At 61.3% G+C, this 16,102-nt stretch carries 16 protein-coding genes; 12 read left to right on the top strand and 4 right to left on the bottom strand.

The features are described from left to right. Positions 1-121: 121 nt before the first annotated feature. A complete protein-coding gene (locus NKH97_RS01155; protein WP_352795241.1) occupies positions 122-862 on the top strand; it encodes a polysaccharide deacetylase family protein in 741 nt (246 codons plus the stop codon). Positions 863-901: 39 nt separating this feature from the next. Here NKH97_RS01155 and NKH97_RS01150 read toward each other — a convergent pair whose 3' ends face one another. Both NKH97_RS01150 and NKH97_RS01145 read right to left on the bottom strand, forming a co-directional pair. After that, positions 902-1,291 (bottom strand): DUF427 domain-containing protein, encoded by a 390-nt coding sequence (locus tag NKH97_RS01150; RefSeq protein WP_352721765.1) that lies wholly within the window; start codon positions 1,289-1,291, stop codon positions 902-904. 142 nt (positions 1,292-1,433) lie between these two features. Next, entirely contained in the window at positions 1,434-1,790 is a 357-nt protein-coding gene (locus NKH97_RS01145; RefSeq protein ID WP_023808564.1) for a hypothetical protein, read from the bottom strand. Between the two features lie 183 nt (positions 1,791-1,973). Here NKH97_RS01145 and NKH97_RS01140 point away from each other — a divergent pair, with 183 nt between their 5' ends. Next, entirely contained in the window at positions 1,974-3,602 is a 1,629-nt protein-coding gene (locus NKH97_RS01140; protein WP_352442762.1) for a fatty-acid--CoA ligase, read from the top strand. A gap of 80 nt (positions 3,603-3,682) precedes the next feature. After that, complete coding sequence (locus NKH97_RS01135) at positions 3,683-4,468, top strand: DUF1499 domain-containing protein (RefSeq protein WP_023808562.1); 786 nt, start codon at positions 3,683-3,685, stop codon at positions 4,466-4,468. A 13-nt stretch (positions 4,469-4,481) separates the two neighbouring features. On the opposite strand, the gene NKH97_RS01130 is transcribed toward NKH97_RS01135, so the two are convergent. Then, the gene (locus NKH97_RS01130) at positions 4,482-5,480 is read right to left on the bottom strand and encodes a LacI family DNA-binding transcriptional regulator (protein ID WP_128302515.1); all 999 of its coding nucleotides are present in this window, start codon (positions 5,478-5,480) and stop codon (positions 4,482-4,484) included. Between the two features lie 195 nt (positions 5,481-5,675). Here NKH97_RS01130 and NKH97_RS01125 point away from each other — a divergent pair, with 195 nt between their 5' ends. The 5 genes from NKH97_RS01125 (at position 5,676) to NKH97_RS01105 (ending at position 10,384) form a co-directional block, all read left to right on the top strand. Next, a complete protein-coding gene (locus NKH97_RS01125) occupies positions 5,676-6,716 on the top strand; it encodes an ABC transporter substrate-binding protein (RefSeq protein WP_352442761.1) in 1,041 nt (346 codons plus the stop codon). Between the two features lie 27 nt (positions 6,717-6,743). Then, positions 6,744-7,781, top strand: coding sequence for an ABC transporter ATP-binding protein (locus tag NKH97_RS01120; protein ID WP_128302533.1), 1,038 nt, complete (start codon positions 6,744-6,746; stop codon positions 7,779-7,781). Continuing rightward, positions 7,778-8,665, top strand: coding sequence for an ABC transporter permease (locus tag NKH97_RS01115; RefSeq protein ID WP_352795240.1), 888 nt, complete (start codon positions 7,778-7,780; stop codon positions 8,663-8,665). The genes NKH97_RS01120 and NKH97_RS01115 overlap by 4 nt, the downstream gene beginning before the upstream one ends. Then, entirely contained in the window at positions 8,658-9,449 is a 792-nt protein-coding gene (locus tag NKH97_RS01110) for an ABC transporter permease (RefSeq protein ID WP_128302516.1), read from the top strand. Before NKH97_RS01115 ends, NKH97_RS01110 begins: the two co-directional genes overlap by 8 nt. 74 nt (positions 9,450-9,523) lie before the next feature. Then, the gene (locus NKH97_RS01105; RefSeq protein ID WP_352613256.1) at positions 9,524-10,384 is read left to right on the top strand and encodes a phosphorylase family protein; all 861 of its coding nucleotides are present in this window, start codon (positions 9,524-9,526) and stop codon (positions 10,382-10,384) included. Positions 10,385-10,403: 19 nt separating this feature from the next. Here the strand turns inward: NKH97_RS01105 and NKH97_RS01100 are convergent, their stop codons facing one another. Then, entirely contained in the window at positions 10,404-11,330 is a 927-nt protein-coding gene (locus NKH97_RS01100; RefSeq protein ID WP_352550771.1) for an MBL fold metallo-hydrolase, read from the bottom strand. 117 nt (positions 11,331-11,447) lie between these two features. On the opposite strand from NKH97_RS01100, the gene NKH97_RS01095 reads away from it, so the two are divergent. The 4 genes from NKH97_RS01095 to NKH97_RS01080 all read left to right on the top strand — a co-directional run bounded on the left by NKH97_RS01095 (position 11,448) and on the right by NKH97_RS01080 (position 16,022). Next, positions 11,448-12,038: a biotin transporter BioY gene (locus NKH97_RS01095; protein ID WP_127412038.1), complete on the top strand. Its 591-nt coding sequence runs from the start codon at positions 11,448-11,450 to the stop codon at positions 12,036-12,038. Positions 12,039-12,401: 363 nt separating this feature from the next. Beyond that, positions 12,402-13,679, top strand: coding sequence for a sugar transferase (locus NKH97_RS01090; RefSeq protein WP_352795239.1), 1,278 nt, complete (start codon positions 12,402-12,404; stop codon positions 13,677-13,679). 43 nt (positions 13,680-13,722) lie between these two features. Continuing rightward, entirely contained in the window at positions 13,723-14,997 is a 1,275-nt protein-coding gene (locus tag NKH97_RS01085) for a nucleotide sugar dehydrogenase (protein ID WP_352795238.1), read from the top strand. Then, entirely contained in the window at positions 14,997-16,022 is a 1,026-nt protein-coding gene (locus NKH97_RS01080) for an NAD-dependent epimerase (protein ID WP_352795237.1), read from the top strand. Before NKH97_RS01085 ends, NKH97_RS01080 begins: the two co-directional genes overlap by 1 nt. Positions 16,023-16,102 lie beyond the last annotated feature (80 nt).

Below are 16,102 nucleotides of genomic sequence, written 5' to 3'. Positions count from 1 at the left end.
TCGCCCACAGGAACGGTCACATTGTCGCGGAGCGCTTTTCAGCTATGCATCATCCCGATTTCCGCCTTCATGCGGGTCGTTGGGATGCCTGCTTGAAATGACGGGTCCGGGAATCGGTTTGATGCGCCTGCTGCAAAAAAATCTCTGTATGATCGCCATGTTGTGGGCGATGGCATCCGCCAGCCATGCCGCGCCGCTCGTCGAGCCCACCCTGCATATCAGGCCGGAGGCAAGCGGCGCCGGTCGCGTTGCGCTCACGCTCGACGCCTGCGGCGGACAGACCGACAGCCGGATCCTTTCGGCATTGGTGGACAATAAGATCCCCGCCACCATTTTCGTCACCGGCATCTGGCTGAAGCGGAACGCCGCCGCCGTCGAGATCATGCGGGCGCATCCCGATCTGTTCGAACTGGAAAATCACGGCGGCCGCCATATCCCGGCGGTCGACACGCCGCAAAAAATCTACGGCATCCGCAGCGCCGGCAGCCCGGACGCGGTGCTGGCCGAGGTCGAGTCGGGGGCCGCCGCTCTTGCCGGGACCGGCGAGCCGGCACCGAAATGGTTCCGTGGCGCAACCGCCGAATACAGCCCGTCGGCAATCGCCATGATCCGCAAGCTTGGCTTCAAGGTCGCGGGTTTCTCGATAAACGGCGACGGTGGCTCTTTGCTCGGCGCCAAGGAAACCGCCCGGCGCATCGCGGCGGCCAAGGACGGCGACGTCATCATCTCGCACATCAACCAGCCGACCCATGCGGCCGGCGAAGGCGTGGTGCAGGGGCTGCTGGCGCTCAAGGCCAAGGGCTTGACCTTTGTGCGGCTCGACGATGCCGAAGGCATCGGCAACAACGGCACGACGGAGTGACTGGCCAGCCGAGCGGATCTCGATGCCGTCGGCGTGGGCTCAGTCTGGTTTGGCTTCGATCGTGACCTTGCTGGCGTAGAATGCGCCGTGGTTGCGGATTTCAGCCATTTCGTCGAAAGGCCGCTCGTAGGCCCACATGGCGTTCTGGCCGGTCTCGCCGGCAGGCAGCACGCTCCAATAGCTTGCATCGCCCTTGTAGGGGCAATGGGTCGAGTGGTCGGTGCGGCCGAGCTTGCCGAAATCGATGTCGGCGAACGGAATGTAGAACGCCGCCGGATAGGGGGCCTCGGTCAGCACCTTGGCCTTCGCTGTTGAAGCGATGACCACGTCTCCGGTACGCACGGTAACGGTGCCGGCATAGGGCTCGATGGTGATGATTTTGTCCGGGTTGCGTTGGAAACCGGGTGCGGGGTTGGCGATCTGATCCATGCGGGGCTCTCCTTGCGTCGACTTTAAGGTGTGTCGCGCAAGCGCATTGTGCAAGCCGCTATCGCCATCCAGTACGCAAAACTTGCCGGGCCGACGCCGATGGATCGCGCCTTGGAACCCTCGAGATACTTGTCGTCAGCTGTCAGGCAGCGGCCTTGAACACGTCCATGAGACCGGCATAGGCGGCAGCGATCCCGGCGACCGGGTTGCTGCTTCTCGATACGGTCTCGACCTTCAAGGAACCGCCGCCGGTAGGCAAGGTGAGCAGCAGGAACTGGCGGTTTCCGCCATCGCCGACTGACGCGGCCGCGACGTGCTGGTCCTCGCCCTGATTCTGGACGCACATCTTGAACAGCAGCGTGCCGCCGACCGCTTCCAGCGCGCCGCCGACAACTTCAACAAATTCATCTTCGGAAACAGTCTTTGTGTCCGGCACCACATCGGCCAGACTTTCGGCAAGCGTACTCTCGAGAGCCTTGTCGTCGAGCTGCGCGTCCATGCGAACCTCTTTCAGTCGCCAATCGCACCCCTTTGCCCGTTAACGAAACTTAACGCGGACGATGGCCGGATTGTGGCGGTTTTCCACCAATGCGGCGCTGGGTGGTGCTGGCGGCTGGACAATCGGCCGGTTCGCTCCACAATAGCCCGAAAAGCACAACGCAAAAGCGTGAGGGAGGACCGAATGCTGGGACTGATGCAGGAATGGCCGCTGCTTTGCCATAAGCTCATCGACAATGCCGAGCGGCAGCATGGCGTGCGTAAGATCGTGACGCGCTCGATCGAGGGGCCGATCGTGCGTACCACTTACGCCGACATCCATCGTCGTGCCCTGAAGGTCGCCCAGCGGCTGGAGCGCGACGGCTATGGGCTGGGCGACCGCATCGCGACGCTGGCCTGGAACACCGCACGCCATATCGAGGCCTGGTACGGCATCATGGGCATCGGCGCCATCTACCACACGCTCAATCCGCGGCTGTTTCCCGAGCAGATCGTCTGGATCATGAACCATGCCGAGGACAAGGCAGTCTTCGTCGACCTGACCTTCGTGCCGCTGCTCGAGAAAATCGCCGGCGCCGTAAAATCGCTGAAACAGGTGATCGTGCTGACCGACAGGGCGCATATGCCGCCGACGACATTGCCCAACGCGGTCGCCTATGAAGACTGGCTTGACGAGGCGGATGGCGACTTCGCCTGGAAGACCTTCGACGAAAGCACCGCCGCCGGCATGTGCTACACGTCCGGGACCACGGGCGATCCCAAGGGCGTCGTCTACAGCCATCGTTCGAACGTGCTGCACGCCATGATCGCTGCCATGCCCGACGCCATGGGACTGTCGTCGCGCGATACGATCCTGCCTGTCGTGCCGATGTTTCACGCCAATGCCTGGGGCCTTGGCCAGAGCGGGCCGATGATCGGTGCCAAGCTGGTCATGCCCGGCTGCAAGATGGATGGCGCCTCGATCTATGAATTGCTCGACACCGAGAAGGTGACCTTCAGCGCCGCCGTGCCGACCGTCTGGATGATGCTGCTGCAGCATCTGGAGGAGACCGGCAAGAAGCTTCCCTATCTGAACAAGGTTGTCATCGGCGGCTCGTCGTGCCCGCGCGCGATCATGACCAAGTTCCAGCAGAACTACGATGTCCAGGTCATCCATGCGTGGGGTATGACCGAAATGTCGCCGCTCGGCACGCTGTGCACCCTGAAGCCGGACCATGCCGGTCTTGAGGGCGAAGCCCGGCTCGATGTCCAGCAGAAACAGGGCCATCCGCCCTTCGGCGTCGAAATGAAGGTGACCGACGACGACAACAACGAGCAGCCTTGGGACGGCAAGACTTTTGGCCGCCTGAAAGTGCGTGGGCCGGCCGTTGCCCGTGCCTATTATGGCGGCGCCGGCGTGGAGCAGTTCGATGAGGATGGCTGGTTCGACACTGGCGACGTCGCCCACATCGACGCCGGCGGCTACATGCAGATCACCGATCGCGCCAAGGACGTCATCAAGTCCGGCGGCGAATGGATTTCGACCATCGACCTCGAGAATCTGGCTGTTGGCCATCCCGATGTCGCCGAGGCGGCAGCCATCGGCGTTCAGCATTCGAAATGGGGCGAACGGCCGCTGCTGGTCGTCGTCCGCAAACCGGGCAAGGAACCGACCAAGGCTGACATTCTCGACTTCATGGACGGCAAGGTGGCCAAATGGTGGATGCCGGACGATGTCGCTTTCGTCGGTGAAATTCCGCACACCGCCACCGGCAAGATCCAGAAGATCACCTTGCGCCAGCAATTCAAGGACTATCGCCTGCCGACGGATTGACGCGATGGTGCATGTTTCGGCTTCATGCCATCGCAAAAAGGCACTAAGTCTCCGTTCGGGTTGGGGCAGCACGGAAAACGATGGTTAGCATTCCTGAACGGCAAACGTCGAAGGCGGCCGGCTGGTCGCGGCGCACGGCCGCTTTTTCGTTGGTGCTGCTGCTGACGGTCTTCGTCGGCCATCGCTTCGATCTCGTCGAAACACCTGTCTTTCTGTGGGTGCTGGGCATTGTCGCGCTGCTGGCGGCGATGGCGCTGTTGTTTGCCGGGTTTGCCTTTTCGCGGCTCTGGAATTTCGGCGACCGCGGCGGTCGCGACCTGACGGTCGGCGCGCTGCTGGCACTGCTGGTGCTCGCACCCTATGGCGTCGCCGCCTACTGGGCGACGATCTATCCGCCGCTCAGGGATATCTCGACGGATTTCGACGAACCGCCGGCGCTCGACGTGAGCGACCGGAGGAAGGATATGAACGTGCTTGCGCCGTCGACGCCTGGGGAACAGCGGCTGCAGACCGATAGCTATCCGCTGGTCAGCGCACGCAGCTACGACCTGCCGTTCGAGACCGTCGTCAATGCCGTCGAAACCGTGCTCGACCGGCGCGACTGGGAGCTGTCGGAACCCTATCCCGATCTCGCCGGGCAAAGCGAGGTGACCATCACCGCCGTCGCCAAGGGCTTCGTGATCGGCCTTCCCGCCGACGTGGCGATCCGCGTGACGGACGATGGCGACACGGTCATCGTCGACATGCGGTCGGCATCCCGCTACGGCCGCTACGACCTCGGCGACAATGCGGCGCGCATCACCGAATTTCTCGCGGAACTCGACCAGGAAGTCGCCGGTCAGGTTGGCGCCGCTCCGGTCGAATGAGACCCAGGGGAGGCTATTCGCCAGGGTCGAACTCTCCTTTGAACAAGACTGTCGCGACCGGTCCAATCGGATTGGCGATCCGGCTCTCCAGGACTTCGACAAGTTTGCGTCCGACACCCGCTATGTCCACGAAATGAACGCCGATCTTCGCAGGCAGGAAGCGCGATAGCCGCGTGCTGTCCCGAGTGACAATGTGGATGTCACTCCCTGGCGCGAGACCTCTTCTGCCGAGAGCGTGTAATGCCCCCAGAAGGCCCAGTTCGTTGGCGCATGCCAAGCCCGTCGGCGGATCTGACCAGGCCAGCATGCGATCGAACCAGGCTGCGCTCGATTCCATGGTGAACATTCCATGACCGATCAGCGACTGGTCGATCGGAATACCAGCCTCGGCCATTGCCCTTCCATACCCGGAAAGACGCATGGCACTCGCCTGGTCGCCCGGAACGAGAAGTTGCAGCGCAATGCGTCGGCAGCCCTTGTCCATGAGCCGCCGGGTCGCCTCGTAGGCAATCTGTTCATTGTCGATGTCGACATAAGGATATGCTGTATCCAGGTCAGTTCTTCCAAACGCGACGAATGGCATGCCTCTATCCAGCAATAGCTTAACGCGCGGATCACCCGAGACCATGCGTGTGATAATCAGTCCGTCTGTGCTGCCCGCCTGAAGCTGTCGCTGCACACTCTCGATGGGATCATCATCGGGCGTGGTGGAGTAGATGGATAGGCTATAACCCGCTTGCCGCGCCGCCAGCGTCATGCCTTCGATTAACGGAAGCTTCAACAGATCGGACAGATGATCTTGTGTTTCCATCGGGTATATTGCTGTCATCGTCAGCGTGCGGCCAGTTTTGAGCGCGAAGCCATGATGATTTGGCACATAGCCGACCCGCTGCGCCACTTCCTTGACGCGAGCGATGGTGGCGGGATGAACCTCCGGCCCATCCTTCAGCGCGCGGGATACCGTGGTGACCGAAAGGGAAAGTTCCGCCGCGATCTGTTTCAGGTTGGTCATGTCGCCCGACCTCATTTGCGAAAGCGCCGGCTGATTTGCTGACTTCCACTACGTGACCGAATTCCACCTCACGGTCAATCCAAGCTCTCGCTAAAGCAGCTTGACTCTCCTGCAATTGGATGCAATCGTAACGTTACGATTGTCAAGAATTGGCCATTTTGAGCGCGTCTCAACAAATTCTAGGGAGGAGAACCTATGTCTTGGTTACGCATTTCCTTGACGGCATTAGCATTCTCGGCCGCCGTGCCGGTCTATGCCCAATCAGTCACCATCACGACCGCGGGCGGCGATTATGGCAACGCCATGAAGGAAGCCATGTGGGCCCCCGCTGCAAAAGAGCTTGGCTATGATGTCCGCGAGGAGACCCTCAGCGACGGCTTGGCCGCCCTGAAGATGCAGGTCACCTCGGGCGCGGTCACAACCGACGTCATTCACCTGGGCTCACCGGAGGGCGCGCAGGCCGCCGCACAGTCGCTGCTGGAGCCGCTCGACTACAAGATCATCGATCCAAAGGCCGTGCCGGATGGCGCAAAGTCCGACTACTGCTATCCGTTCGACTCCTATGGCACCGTCATGTCCTGGAACACCAAAACCTATGGCGAGAACCCGCCAAAGACATGGGCGGAGTTCTGGGATGTTGCCCAATTTCCGGGCCGTCGCGCCCTCCGCGCCAATGCACAGGACTCGATCGAGATCGCGCTGCTCTCGGACGGCGTAGCACCGGCCGACGTGTATTCCGTGCTCAGCACGCCGGAGGGCCTGGATCGCGCGATCAAGCGGCTTGAAGCGATCAAACCAAATGTCGCGGTGTGGTGGACTTCGGGAGCTCAGTCCGCGCAGTTGCTGAAAGATGGCGAGGCGGATTTGGTCGTTACCTGGAACGGGCGGGCCCAAACCGTGAAAGCGGATGGCGGCGCGGTCGATTACACGTTCAAGGGTTCCGTCATCGGTACGGATTGCCTCGGGGTACCGAAGGGGGCGCCGAACAAGGAAGCGGCCATGAAACTCATCGCGGCGATGACACAGCCCGCGCGCGTGGCGAAGCTGACCGATTTCATCGCTTATGGCCCGGTCAATCCTGCTGGCTATGAGGGTGGCCTTATTCCCGAGGACCGTCTGAAGACCCTTGCGACCGCGCCTGAAAATGCCGGCACTTCGGTGTTTTCGAATGCGGACTGGTGGGTCAAGAATGGCGAAGCTGCTCAAAAAACCTTCGATGAGATGATGGCCCGCTGAGTCTCAGCTTTAAGGCTGAAGCACATGATGAAGTCGCTCCCGATCACCATCGACAGCGTGCGCAAGACCTACGGATCTTACGTCGCGCTGGACGATGTCTCGCTCGACATTCAGGCTGGCGAATTTCTCACGCTCTTGGGGCCGTCCGGATCGGGCAAGACCACGCTGCTCATGGCTTTGGCCGGATTTGTCCGGCCCGATTCCGGTAAACTTTTGTTGGACGATCGGGACATTACCCGCCTGGCCCCCAACAAGCGCGACATCGGCATAGTCTTCCAGAACTACGCCCTGTTTCCCCACATGAACGTTCTGGCAAATGTCGAGTATCCGTTGGTGCTGCGCAAGACGCCGAAAGCCGAGGCCCGCCAGAGGGCACTCGACACTTTGGCCCGCGTGAAGCTTGAAGGTTTGGCGGAGCGCAACATTGCCGCATTGTCCGGCGGCCAGCGCCAGCGGGTGGCGTTGGCGCGGGCGATCGTCTTTGAGCCACGCGTGATGCTGATGGACGAGCCGTTGTCGGCGCTCGACAAGAACCTGCGCGAAACCATGCAGTACGAGATCCGGCGTCTGCACGATGATCTGGGGATCACCACCATCTATGTGACGCATGACCAGCGCGAAGCGCTAATCATGTCCGACAGGATCGCGGTGATGAATTCCGGCCGCATCCAGCAGATCGATACGCCACAGCGGATCTATGATCGTCCATCGACCCGCTTCGTCGCGGAGTTCATGGGCGAGGCCAACATTGTGGCCCCGGGCTCGGCGCGCAGAATAGACGGCGCCGATGCGTCACGCGAAGCTCTGATGATCCGCGCGGAATGCTTCCATCTTGATGCGAAGCTCGTCGGGCCAGACGGGGTGGCCCTTGAGGGAACGCTGCGCGCCAAGGCGTTTCGTGGCGAGAACTGGCTTTTGACGCTGGCGCTTGACGGCGGGCAAGAGATACTTGTCTGCATTCCGGCGGCGCTGGCCAGCGGCTGCGCCGAACTAGCCGCCGGTCAGCGGGTGACCGCCTATGCACCAGCAGCGAAAGTTCACGCGATACCGGGAGTGGTAGCGTGACCGTCCTTGCCGATCCTGCGCTCGCGGCAGACGCGCGACGCGAGCGGCGGTTCTTCCTCTCGCTTTCACTGCCTGCGCTGTTCATCGTCGGACTGGCGGCGATACTGCCTATCCTATGGATCATCCGGCAATCCTTCCTGACCACGGGGGGCGAGTACACCGTCGGCAACTACGAGAAGGTGCTTTCGAGCGGGCTGACATGGTCGGCACTGGTCACAACCCTTGAACTGTCCCTGGGCACGCTGGCGATCTGCATTCTTCTCGGTACTCCCCTGGCGCTCGCCCTGGCCAGCGCCAGACCAAGGGTGGCCAATTTGCTGATGGCCTTCGTCATGCTGCCGTTGTGGACCTCCATTCTGGTGCGCACCTATGGCTGGCTCGTGCTGTTGCGGCGCGATGGCCTGATCAACGCAACTTTGACGGGTTCAGGCCTGACAGCTGAGCCATTGCCGCTGGTCTACAATTTCACGGGAACGCTGATCGGCATGGTTCACTACATGCTGCCGCTTTTTCTGCTGCCCGTTTATGCGGCGATGCGCGATATCGATGCAAACCTCGTCCGCGCGTCGGCGAGCATGGGCGCCACTCTCGGGCAAACGATCCGCAGGGTCGTCCTGCCGCTTTCGGCCGGCGGCATCTTCTCGGGTTCGATCATCGTCTTCATTTACACCATAGGGTTCTTCATCACGCCCGCGGTGCTTGGCGGCGGCAAGGTAAATCCGCTTTCCACCCGGATCGAGCGCACGCTATCGACCTTCCAGGATTGGGGCTCGGCGAGCGTCCTGGGCATTCTGCTCCTCGTTCTTATGGCGTTGGTGGGGGTGATGTTCCTGGCTGCGCGGCGGCTCATTGCCGGACGCAGCATCGGCACAGCCCATGCTTGAAGCCTATCCAGACAGCAGGCTGGCCCGCATCCTCCTGTGGAGCTTTTGTGCGCTCGTTATGGCGTTCCTGATGCTGCCGACGCTCGTCGTCGTCCCGCTCTCCTTTTCGGCGTCCAATCTTCTCGAGTTCCCACCGCGCGCATACTCGTTGCGCTGGTACGAGACTTTCTTCGGTTCGGCGACATGGATGGCCGCACTCAGGACGAGCCTGATCCTCGGCACATTGACAGCGATGATCACAGTGCCGCTGGGGCTTCTGGCCGGCATCTCGATCAACCGGCTCGGCGGAAAGGCCGCCGTAACCATTCAGGGCGTTCTGCTCACCCCGTCCATTGTGCCGGGGATCCTGCTCGCGATCGGTCTCTTCTTTGTTCTGGCGGCGCAACGTCTTGTCGGAACGCTGTTCGGTGTCCTGGTCGGACATGTGGTACTAGCCATTCCGGTCGCGTGCATTGTGTTGTTGCCCGCCTTGGCCCGCTTTGACTGGAACCAGGTTCAGGCGGCGCGCAGCCTGGGCGCAAACTGGGCGAGAGCCATTGGCGGAATAATTGTCCCCCAACTTCAGATCAGTCTGTTGTCGGCCACACTGATGGCCTTCCTGACCTCGCTAGACGAATCCGTCATTTCGATCTTCGTCGCGAGTGGTCAAAACAGCACGCTGCCGAAGCTCATGTTCCTGTCGCTGCGCGATCAGATCGACCCGACCATCGCGGCGATTTCGACCTTGTGGACCGTCATCGTCGTGGTCGTTGTCCTGGTCGTGACCCTTCGCCAAAAATCCTGAGCGAGACTGAAAACATGCCCAACAATCATCATGCAGCCGACGATCTGGCCGATCATTCAACGGACATACCCCAAGTGGGGTTGGCGATCATCACCGGATCGGCGAATTGGGGTCTCGCCTTTCCGGAAGATGTCGAAGTTGATGGCGTCCGCACCTTGCAGCGAGACATGAGTTTCCAAACGCCTTTCGGTCCCAGCGACAATTGGAAGCTGCTCGAATTCGATGCATCTATTACCGTCGAGGGCAAAACGAAACGTGCCCTGTGCATGTATTCGCACGGCAATCCCCGAGACCATATCGACCATTCCTGTCATCGCCGCGCGTTCTGGGTCTTGATGAAAGCGGGTGTAAGGCAAGTGCTGGCCTGCTCGACTGTTGGCGCCGTCAACAAGGCGATCCAGCCCGGCGACATAGTCGTAAACGCCGATATCATCGAACTGTCGCAGACCCCGTTTTCGCTGCTGCCTGGCCGCCAGAGCTTCGACTGCTCGGGCAAGCAGATCGTATGTCCAAGATGTGCGGCATTGTTGGCCGAGACCGCCCGGCGCCATTGGCCAGCCGAATGCCGCGTCCATGGCATCGAGCAGCAGTTGGTGGCTGCCCACTGCTACGGGCCGCGACTGACAACTCCCGCCGAAGCTCTGGCATATCGAAACATGGGAGCGGACGTGCTCAACCACTCGATCGCCCCTGAGGCCACCTTATCGCGCGAGATCGGCGCCTGTTTCGTGCCCCTGGCGTTCGTCACGGCCGGTTTCAACGACTATATGGACCGCGAGCGCCAGAAATTGCTGCAGGAGCACGTGCTGCCGAGCCTCTCCATGACAGCCTCGCGGGTTGCGCTGGAGACCGCGGCACGTCTTCCAACGGATCCCGAATGCTCTTGCCAGGGCTTGAAGTCGCCTCAGCCAGCAGAGCGCTCCAGCCGGTTCTAGAGCGAATGGCGCCGATAGCTTAGCCAGCCGGCGTGAAAATGCCGTCGATGGCCGGTGCGGCATCGGTCACAACCAGGCCGCGCGCCGTCAGATCCTCGAGATGGGCAAGCACCGACAATCCGGCGGCGCCATGCAGCCGCGGGTCGGTGTCCCTGTAGATCGCCTTGACCATGTCCACGATCGTCCGGTCGCCCTCTTTGACCCGCTCCAGTATGGCGCGCTCGCGCATCTTGCGATGCGTCTTCAACCCGCGCATGAAAGCGCGCGGTGCTGTCACCGGCCCGCCATGTCCGGGCAACAGCAAGCGGTCCCCGCGTTCGATCAAGCGATCCAGCGAGGCCATGTAGTCGGCCATCGCTCCATCCGGCGGGGCGACGATGGAGGTTGCCCAAGCCATGACATGATCGGCCGAAAACAGGATGCCGGTTCCCTCCAGCGCGCCAATTCTTTCCAGCGCGAATGCCGCATGATTGGCGGTGTGGCCCGGGGTCAGAACCGTCCTGATCGACCAGCCGTCGCCGTCGACCACCTCGCCGTCGGGCAGGGCGACATCAGGGACGAAACCCGTGTCGGCACTGGCATCGAGCGCATTGGTCTCGCCGATATGCAGGGCTCTTGCCGGCCGGTGCGGCCCCTCTGCCAGCACGAGGGCGCCGGTGCGCTCTTTCAGCCGGGCCGCCAGCGGGGAGTGGTCGCGATGCGTGTGGCTGACGAAGATATGGCTGACCGGCCGGTCTGCGATCACGCCGAGCAGGGTCCGCAGATGCGCCTCGTCATCCGGCCCCGGATCGATCACCGCCAGCGTATCGCGGCCAATTATGTAGCTGTTGGTGCCGTGAAAGGTGAAGGGGCTCGGATTGCGGGCCGTGATGCGCTGGACATCGGGCGCGACGTTCACCCCCTGGCCATAAAAGGGGTCGAAGCCGGTATCGAATTTCAGTGCCATGCATCGGTGCCTTGTTTCGGGAAACGGCAAAACCGATTGCCGCATAACACGCAAGCCAATATAGGAGGATGTGAGGCCGCGAACATCGGTGTGCGGCAATCGGATTGGGGAAATACCATGGCAATTGCAACTACGATGCGTCCGCTTGTTTCTCTGGCTCTGCCGCAAAATGGCGCGGCGCGGCTGGCAACGCAGCTTTTCCTGGCCATCGCCGGAACGCTTGTGCTGACCCTGTCGGCCAAGACCAAGGTTATGCTCGGGCCGGTCGACATTTCGATGCAGACGCTGGCCGTGCTGCTGATCGCCGCCGCCTTCGGCATGCGTCTCGGCGTCGCCACCCTGCTGCTCTACATGGCGGAGGGCGCCATGGGCTTCCCCGTCTTCCAGAGCACGCCTGAAAAGGGTCTCGGCATTGCTTACATGCTCGGCTCGACCGGGGGCTATCTCGCCGGCTTCGTGGTCATGGCGGCCATTGTCGGCTGGGCCGCGGATCGCGGCTGGGACCGCCATCCGATCAAGCTTTTCAACGCCATGCTGGTTGCCGAAGTCGTCATGATGGCAATGGGCTTTGCCTGGCTGGCGCTGCTCATCGGTCCGGAAAAGTCGTGGCAGTTCGGCGTCGTGCCGTTCATCGTCGGCGACCTGATCAAGGTGGCTCTGGCGGCAAGCCTGGTGCCGGCCGTCTGGACGCTGCTCAAGCGCGGCTGAAGCGCGCGATCGAAGAAACGGCCAGGGGCAATCAAGCCACTGGCCGGAGCGGCGTGACTGGCCGATTCCGGTCTGGTGTCCGCCAACCTCGATAGATTGTCGGTTATATCGCCCTAGACGCTGCGACATCTTCAGTAATGATCATCAAGCCGCTTTATTAGCCCAGGCTTTTCAATTCCCGAACTGTTGACCTAAGAAATAGATGCTTGCTGGCGCAGCCGCGCTGTCGTAGCTCTTGGTCTTCGACTGTATCGAATCGCCGGGGGGCGAGACGTCCGATTCGTTGTTGTGAGCGATCAGGTCAGATGCACTATCGCGCTGGTCTGTCGCCGACACGGCAGCTTCGGGGAAGGGGGGAAGACGTTGAATGTCGCAGCGTCGACTATTGTCGGAAGCCGGCACTTCCTGTTCAGGATTCGGTTTCAACTGCTTGGCGGACTGACATTCGCGATTTTTGCGCCGGCGATCATCCGGATTGTCTTCAATCCTGAATTTATCTATTCGGCCAATCTTCAGGTCACGGTGGCCGCTGCGGTCATCGCGCACCTTGTGGGCTTTTTGTCCTATCGCCGCATCGGAAATTTCCCGGGCGTGGCCGCGGCAAGTTACATCTTGCCGACATTTGCCCTGTCCTACGGGGCTGTTTTCCTGACCATCTTCTTTTTTCGGTTCGAGTACAGCCGGTTTCAGGCCGCTGCCAGTTTCACGCAGTCCACGCTCTGGTACTTCGGCCTGAGCCTGTTGACGCGGCGTCTCGATCCGTACCGGCTCGTGGTGATTCCCGGCGGAGATGTCGAGCGCCTCAAGACGTTACCGGGTGTGCATTGGTTTTGGATCAAGTCGACCAGTACGATAATCGAAAGAGCCAGCGGCGTGGTCGTTGATCTGCGTGCCGATCTTGGCGCGGAATGGGAACGGTACATCGCGGATCGGGCCCTTTCGGGAACGCCCGTATACCACGTCAAGCAGGTCAGCGAGTCGCTGACCGGTCGGGTCGAGATCGAGCACCTGTCGGAAAACACGCTTGGTTCGCTCAATCCGAACCAAGCCTATCTCAAGATCAAGCAGGCGGTCGACTGGGTCTCGGCACTTGTCTTGATTATCGTTTTTTCCCCGGTTCTGGCGTTGATAGCACTGCTGATCCGGCTGGATTCCGATGGTCCTGCGCTGTTTCGCCAGCAGCGCATGGGCTACCGGGGCAAGATCTGCACGGTCTACAAGTTTCGCTCGATGAGGCAGCATGCTGGCGCCGGCAGCGACAAGGAGAGGGCGATCACCAGGCACGACGATGATCGCATCACCCGAGTCGGGCGTTTCCTGCGAAAATCCAGGATCGACGAACTGCCGCAGGTCATCAACATCCTGCGTGGCGAAATGAGTTGGATCGGACCGCGACCGGAAGCTGTCGTGCTGTCACAGTGGTACGAGGCTGAGCTGCCATTCTATCGCTACAGGCATATCGTCAGGCCAGGCATAAGTGGGTGGGCACAAGTAAATCAGGGGCATGTGGCTGCCGTCGATGACGTTATGGAAAAATTGCACTATGATTTCTATTACATAAAGAACTTTTCGCCTTGGTTGGACGTTTTGATAACTCTCAAGACAATGAAAACGATGCTTACCGGCTTTGGTGCGCGATAACCAATGCGAAGCATGGCTCTGGAATAGCAAGCGCAGGAAGCAGATGGATCTCGCCTCCAGGAAAATAGCGATCATCGGGCTTGGCTATGTCGGCCTGCCGCTGGCGGTCGCCTTCGGTGCCGGCAGGGATGTCGTCGGTTTCGACATCGACCAGTCGAGGGTGGACGCGCTGAGGCGTGGCGACGACCATACGCTGGAAGCCAGCAGCGATGAGATCAGTGCTGCGTCGCGGCTGACATTCACCACCGACAAGGCCGATCTGCGCGATTGCGGGATTTTCATCGTCACGGTTCCGACGCCGATCGACAGGGCCAATCGTCCGGATCTGAAACCGCTGATCATGGCATCGACTTTGGTCGGTGAGGTCATATCGCCAGGCGCGGTGGTGATCTTCGAATCGACGGTCTACCCCGGCTGCACGGAAGAGGTGTGCGCTCCGCTGATCGAGAAACATTCGGGCCTGCGCTACAATGAGGGGTTCTTCCTCGGCTACAGTCCCGAGCGCATCAATCCGGGCGACCGCGAGCATCGGTTGCAAACGATCGTCAAGGTCACCAGCGGCTCGACGCCGGAAGCGGCCGAAGGTATCGATGCGCTCTATGCCTCGATCGTGCCGGCAGGCACACACCGTACCTCGAGCATTGCGGTCGCCGAAGCGGCCAAGGTCATCGAGAACACTCAGCGCGACCTCAACATCGCGCTGATGAACGAGCTGTCGCTTATCTTCGGCAAGCTCGGCATCGACACGTCCGAAGTGCTGGAAGCCGCCGGCACCAAATGGAATTTCCTGCGCTTCACGCCTGGTCTCGTCGGCGGCCACTGCATCGGCGTCGATCCCTACTATCTCACCCACAAGGCCCAGGAACTCGGCTATCATCCGGAGGTGATTCTTGCCGGCCGCCGTATCAATGACGGCATGGGTCAGCACGCGGCGGATCAGACGGCCCGCCTGATGATGCGCAAGGGAATACCTGTCGTTGGCAGCCGGATTCTGGTGATGGGCGCGGCCTTCAAGGAAAATTGTCCGGACCTGAGGAATTCCAAGGTCGCCGATATCGTTGCCCAACTGAAGGAATACAATGCCGGCATCGACATATGGGACCCCTGGGTCAACGCGCAGGAATGCGCGCGTGCCTTCGGCATAGCCAGCATGAAGGACATTCCCGATCAGCGCTATGACGGCGTTATCGTGGCCGTCGGCCACAGGCAGTTCCGCGCGCTGGGCGTCGACGGCCTGCAGGCGCTTTGCAAGACCCCGGGCGTCATCTACGACATCAAGGGTCTGTTCCCCAGGCATGTTACGGATGGGCGCTTCTGATGAGGGTTCTGGTCACCGGCGCGGCCGGCTTCATAGGGTATCACGTAGCGAAGCGGCTGCTGGAGCGCGGTGACGAGGTCGTCGGCATCGACAACGTCAACGACTACTACGATCCGCAGATCAAGGAGGCGAGGCTGCGGCTTCTGGACGAGGCGAGCCGCAAGACCAATGCCGGCTATCATTTCATCCGCGGCAATCTCGCCGACAAGAGCGTGGTCGACGCCTGCTTTGCCGACCATGCATTCGACCGGGTGATCCATCTCGCCGCCCAGGCCGGGGTTCGCTACAGCCTGGAAAACCCGCATGCCTATGTCGAAAGCAACATCGTCGCCTACACCAACATGCTGGAGGCCTGCCGCAACAGCGCCGTCGCGCACCTGACCTATGCCAGCACGTCGAGTGTCTACGGCGCCAACACCGACATGCCGTTTTCCGAACATCGTCCGGCCGACCATCCGCTGCAGTTCTACGCCGCGACCAAGCGCGCCAACGAGCTGATGGCGCACAGCTACAGCCATCTGTTCCGATTGCCGACGACCGGGCTTCGCTTCTTCACGGTGTATGGTCCCTGGGGTCGCCCGGACATGGCGCTGTTCCTGTTCACCAGGAACATCCTGGCCGGCGAGCCGGTCAAGCTGTTCAACAACGGCAACCACACGCGCGACTTCACCTATGTCGATGACATCGCCGAAGGCGTGATCCGCGCCAGCGACAGCCCGGCCACGGGCAATGCCGCCTGGGACTCCAGCCGTCCCGATCCGGCCACGAGCAGCGCCCCCTGGCGCATCTTCAACATCGGCAACAACAACCCGGTGAAGCTGACCGCCTATGTCGAGGCGCTGGAAAACGCGCTGGGCCGCAAAGCCATCGTCGAACTCTTGCCGCTGCAGCCCGGCGACGTGCCCGATACCTTCGCCGACACCTCGGCGCTGGAGCAGGCGGTCGGCTACCGCCCGACGACGACAGTGACCGAAGGGGTGGGGCGGTTCGTCGAGTGGTACCAGGCGTATTTCGGGCGGGGATAAGGCTCGGCGTTTCCCGGCTGATCCGCGCTGTTCCATGATCACGTAACCAGGAGCAGATGGAATCGATACGGCTCGCAAAC

Source organism: Mesorhizobium sp. M0870 (assembly GCF_040319775.1).
In the GTDB taxonomy this organism is placed as follows: Bacteria; Pseudomonadota; Alphaproteobacteria; order Rhizobiales; family Rhizobiaceae; genus Mesorhizobium.
This window is presented reverse-complemented; position numbering and strand designations above follow the sequence as displayed.